This is a genomic window from Microcystis sp. M53602_WE12 (assembly GCF_030065455.1).
In the GTDB taxonomy this organism is placed as follows: domain Bacteria; phylum Cyanobacteriota; class Cyanobacteriia; order Cyanobacteriales; family Microcystaceae; genus Microcystis; species Microcystis aeruginosa.
Genome location: NZ_JASJFB010000695.1, coordinates 1 through 4829, shown reverse-complemented (window position 1 = coordinate 4829; position 4829 = coordinate 1). Strand labels below are relative to the sequence as shown.

At 42.3% G+C, this 4829-nt stretch carries 5 protein-coding genes; 2 read left to right on the top strand and 3 right to left on the bottom strand.

Annotation, left to right across the window (positions count from 1 at the left end):
* The first annotated feature begins 202 nt into the window (after window positions 1–202).
* Window positions 203–445, top strand: a complete 243-nt coding sequence (locus tag PX482_RS21745; RefSeq protein WP_199308099.1) for a CHAT domain-containing protein — start codon at window positions 203–205, stop codon at window positions 443–445.
* A 386-nt stretch (window positions 446–831) separates the two neighbouring features.
* The gene (locus PX482_RS21740) at window positions 832–1167 is read left to right on the top strand and encodes an LPP leucine zipper domain-containing protein (RefSeq protein ID WP_002774386.1); all 336 of its coding nucleotides are present in this window, start codon (window positions 832–834) and stop codon (window positions 1165–1167) included.
* A 56-nt stretch (window positions 1168–1223) separates the two neighbouring features.
* Here PX482_RS21740 and ureC read toward each other — a convergent pair whose 3' ends face one another.
* The 3 genes from ureC to PX482_RS21725 all read right to left on the bottom strand — a co-directional run bounded on the left by ureC (window position 1224) and on the right by PX482_RS21725 (window position 4539).
* Complete coding sequence (ureC, locus tag PX482_RS21735) at window positions 1224–2933, bottom strand: urease subunit alpha (RefSeq protein WP_012268266.1); 1710 nt, start codon at window positions 2931–2933, stop codon at window positions 1224–1226.
* An 81-nt stretch (window positions 2934–3014) separates the two neighbouring features.
* The gene (locus PX482_RS21730) at window positions 3015–3911 is read right to left on the bottom strand and encodes a polyphosphate kinase 2 family protein (protein WP_002761380.1); all 897 of its coding nucleotides are present in this window, start codon (window positions 3909–3911) and stop codon (window positions 3015–3017) included.
* Between the two features lie 319 nt (window positions 3912–4230).
* Window positions 4231–4539, bottom strand: a complete 309-nt coding sequence (locus tag PX482_RS21725; RefSeq protein WP_288097051.1) for a hypothetical protein — start codon at window positions 4537–4539, stop codon at window positions 4231–4233.
* Window positions 4540–4829: the final 290 nt, after the last annotated feature.

Sequence of the window (4829 nt, the reverse complement as noted above, 5' to 3'; positions counted from 1 at the left end):
ATCGGCACCCCCCTTATCAAGGGGGGCAGGGGGGATCCCCCCGCCTATCGGCACCCCCCTTATCAAGGGGGGCAGGGGGGATCAAACCTAAAATCCATTTTTAATTTAATTATAACCAGCTACTTAATTAATATACAGTATAAAGCATTAATTATCATCAAAAAATCACCAAACTAGAAGCGTAGGTGAAGGGATTTATGGATTGCGCCGCGCTTTAGTTATTGCGGGAAGTGAAAGCCAATTAATTAGCCTTTGGAAAGTATCTGATGACGCAACTAAAGATTTAATGGTCGCCTATTATGGACGCTTACAAAAAGGAGAAGGACGCAGTGAAGCTTTACGACAAATTCAACTAGGAATGCTCAAGGGTGAGAAGCAAAAACATCCTTTTTATTGGGCCAGTTTTATTCCTTCTGGTGATGCAACTTCGATGCAATTTGACTGATTAAGGGTTAGGAGTTAAACTTAGTAGTAAAATTATTGGTAAGTAAGTAGGTAGGCACAATTATTTGTAGGATGGGTTAGCGGTAGCGTAACCCATGCGGGCGTTGGGTTTCATGCTTCAACCCAACCTACGTTTATTTTATATTTAATTCCACCCACCTACTTACCTAAGCAAAATTAATTACACATCCAAACCGTCAGCAGTTACTCCGTCAGCTTTTTGCTGTGATCAGTAAACAGTGAACTAAAAACTCAAATCTGATCCCGTCTCCCGTCTCCCGTCTCCCGTCTCCTGTCTCCTGTCTCCTGTCTCCTGTCTCCTGTCTCGACTGGGAAATTAATTTTGCACGACTACTTATCACAAACAATTACTAGGAGAGTCACACAATGGCAACATTTACAGAAAACGACCTCAAAGAATTAAAAGACTTTATTGTAGGACAATTCAAAGAAGTTAATGACAAAATAGACAAATCATCTGAACAACTTAATGGCAAAATAGACAGATTATCTGAACAACTTAATAGCAAAATAGACAAGCTATCTGAAGAAGTGAATAACTTAAGAGTTGACATAGCAAATATTAAAGGAGAATTAACAGGCGTGAATAAACGACTAGATAACTTGGAATTTACTAATCGAACCATCTTTGTTGCTATTGTTACTGCACTAATGGCAGGATTAGTTAAGTTATTTTTACCAAACCTTCCTACTAATCCTTAACTGTGATTCAAAAAGAAAACGGGTTTTTTGAAAAAACCCGTTTCCTGAAATCGAATTCAAAATAGGAAATAGCGTTGGGCCATGGGTAAAACCGTAGCCGGTTCACAGATTAATAATTCCCCGTCAGCACGCACCTCGTAGGTTTCGGGATTAACTTCCATGCGCGGTAAAGCGTCATTAAGCTTCATACTAGCCTTACTGATATTGCGCGTATTCGACACGGCTACGGCGGTTTTTTTCAGCTTTAACTTCTCAGGAATGCCCGCTTTCATAGCATATTTAGAAACAAATGTCAAGGAAGTTTTGGCGATCGCACCACCAAAAGAGGCAAACATGGGACGCATATAAACCGGTTGGGGTGTGGGAATACTGGCATTAGCATCGCCCATTTGCGCCCAGGCGATTAAACCGCCTTTCAGGACAATTTCCGGTTTTACGCCAAAAAATGCCGGTTTCCAGAGAACCAAATCGGCTAATTTGCCCACCTCGATGGAACCGACATAATCGGAGACACCATGGGTAATAGCAGGATTAATCGTATATTTAGCAATATATCGTCTTGCCCGCAGATTATCATTCTCTCCCGTTTCCCCGGTCAGTCTGCCTCGTTGTACCCGCATTTTGTGGGCAGTTTGCCAAGTGCGGATAATTACTTCTCCCACTCGTCCCATCGCTTGAGAATCGGAGGAAATTATACTAAAAGCCCCTAAATCGTGGAGAATATCCTCGGCGGCAATAGTTTCGCGGCGGATGCGGGATTCAGCAAAAGCCACATCTTCGGGAATACTCCGGTCTAAATGATGACAAACCATCAACATATCGAGGTGTTCCTCTAAGGTATTCGTCGTATAGGGACGCGTGGGATTAGTAGAGGAGGGTAAAACGTTCATTTCCCCGCAAACCCTGATAATATCGGGAGCATGACCACCGCCGGCCCCTTCCGTGTGGTAGGTGTGAATGACGCGATTTTTAAAAGCGGCGATAGTGGCCTCAACAAAACCGGCCTCATTGAGAGTATCCGTATGAATCGCCACCTGCACATCGTACTTATCGGCCACGCTTAAACAGGTATCAATGGCTGCCGGAGTGGTTCCCCAATCTTCATGGAGTTTTAAGCCAATTACCCCCGCTTTTACCTGTTCCGCTAGTCCTTCCGGCTGACTGCTATTGCCTTTACCCAAAAAACCCAAATTCATCGGGAAAGCTTCGGCCGCCTCTAGCATTCGATAGATGTGCCATTCTCCCGGGGTGCAGGTGGTGGCATTAGTTCCCGTTGCAGGTCCGGTCCCGCCACCAATCATTGTGGTAATCCCCGACGCAATCGCTGTCTCAATTTGTTGGGGACAGATAAAATGAATATGGGCATCAATCCCGCCTGCCGTCAAAATCATCCCTTCCCCAGCTAATGCCTCGGTAGCAGGACCGATAATAATATCGACATTATCTTGAATGTGGGGATTGCCCGCCTTACCGATTTTATAAATTTTGCCGTCTTTAATGCCCACATCGGCTTTAACGATGCCCCACCAGTCGAGAATTAAGGCATTAGTAATCACTAGATCCACCGCCCCATCTTCCCTAGAAATGGGGGATTGGCCCATACCATCGCGAATTACTTTACCGCCGCCGAATTTTACCTCATCGCCGTAGGTGGTGAAATCTTTTTCGACTTCGATAAATAATTCCGTGTCTGCTAGGCGAACTTTATCTCCGACGGTGGGGCCGTAGGTTTCTGCATAGGTGCGGCGATCGATGCGATAATTCATAGGGGTAATTCTCTCAAATCGACATTGATTATACGATCGATTTTCCGGCAATTATCGCTTTTTGGGGATTTTCTTCCATTTTTAATCTGGCTCGTTTTCGAGGATTTCTTTGGCTTTCAGTAAAGCTTGGTGATGTTCTTCGGTAACGGTGGGATATTTTAAACCAAGGGATTCCAGGGTGTGATAAATAACCGCCCCCACAGCTAAACGGGTAAACCATTTGCGATCAGCCGGGATAATATACCAGGGGGCCCATTCGGTACTGGTATGATTGAATACCTCCTCGTAGGCTTTCATGTAATCACCCCAAAAAGCTCTTTCTTTGACATCATTTTCAGAAAACTTCCAGTTTTTTTCAGGGCGATCAATTCTTTCCAAAAATCGTTTTTTCTGTTCTCCTTTAGAAACATTGAGAAAGAATTTCAGGACAATAACCCCATTATTAACCAGATATTTTTCAAAATTATTAATCTCCTCAAAACGTCGCTGCCAAACTTTCTTGGTTCTGTCTTCCGGGGGGAGTTTTTGCCGTTCCAATAAATTTTGATGGACGCGCACGACTAATAATTCTTCGTAGTAAGAACGATTAAAAATACCGATACGACCCCGCTCCGGTAAGGCTTTATAATATCGCCAGAGATAATCGTGATCTAGTTCTTCGGCCGAGGGAACTTTAAAGCTAAATACCTGACAGCCTTGGGGATTTAAGCCCGACATAACGTGTCTGATCGTACCATCTTTACCCGCCGCATCCATGGCTTGCAGATTAATTAACAGGGCATAGGTATCCTGGGCATAGAGTTTATCTTGAAACTCGGCCATTTTTTCGATCCCCTGTTGCAGCAGCAGCGTGGCATCTTCTTTGGTGATATAGTCGGGCTTAAACCCAGGATCGTAGTCTTTGTGCAGAGAAATTTCTTTACCCGGTGGCACTATTAAGGATTGTAAAAATGCTTGGCGATCAATTTTGCTGACCATGCTCTTCTCCTTGATTGTTTTGACCCTTAAGATTACATTGTAGCACTTTTGCTCGGAAAATATCTAACTCTTGAACCGGCGAGTCAAGGATGAACTGGCAAAAGTATATTTAAATAGCTGTCAGTCCCTAAGCAAAATTAATTACACATCTAAGCTGTCAACCGTTTATCAGTTATCGGTAGGAAAATAGAATATTAAGTGAGCAGTATTACAACAGTTATCTTAATGGTGAGGTGCGAAGTTTTCGTTTTGGGGAGTAGGTGGTCGATGTCAAAGTAGGTTACACTTTATCTTGATGAGAAACGCTGTAGATGTATTTTTACTTTAAAAAAAGTTTGATTGCATCAATAAGCTGCTTGAGTTGTTTAATCTTTTCAACTAGATGCAAATATATAAACTCATAATCTAGGAGACTAGCTATTTCTTCCACAGTCCTTTCGCTTTTATCATAGCTTCGTTGTATTAATTGATAAATACTGTCCAGCACTTGACTAGGATGTGGTATTTGTTCTACATCTAGGACATTTAGAGCGAAACCTAAATTGTCTAGAATAAACTTAGATGTTAAACAACTATCTATTTTAGTCAGAAAACTGTATTCACCTAAAAACCAAGCTTCGATTTCCATAATCACTAAAATCATCGAAATGGGAATTCCCTTGTTCTGAAGTAAAGGTTTTAAAAATCCTTTAATGCCATTTTCTACCTTAGTTCTATTTTCTAGAGTTTCGGGATATAAATCTCGTAAACCTAAAATTTTTTCATAACCATTATTAGTTAGGGTCTGCTGAAAAAGTTTTTCCTGGGGGTAGGAGTCAGTAGCCGGTCGTCAGGAGTCGGTCGTTTTAGGCTTTGTTGCCCTTGTTTTTTGTACCAAGCGATGTACTACAAGAAGGATAATGCAAGGTTTTTGAACGT

What these genes read in the sequence shown, in the direction of transcription:
- ureC (WP_012268266.1), bottom strand. Translation starts at nt 2,933, where the DNA reads ATGAATTATCGCATCGATCGCCGCACCTATGCAGAAACCTACGGCCCC.
- PX482_RS21740 (WP_002774386.1), top strand. Translation starts at nt 832, where the DNA reads ATGGCAACATTTACAGAAAACGACCTCAAAGAATTAAAAGACTTTATT.
- PX482_RS21725 (WP_288097051.1), bottom strand. Translation starts at nt 4,539, where the DNA reads ATGGAAATCGAAGCTTGGTTTTTAGGTGAATACAGTTTTCTGACTAAA.
- PX482_RS21730 (WP_002761380.1), bottom strand. Translation starts at nt 3,911, where the DNA reads ATGGTCAGCAAAATTGATCGCCAAGCATTTTTACAATCCTTAATAGTG.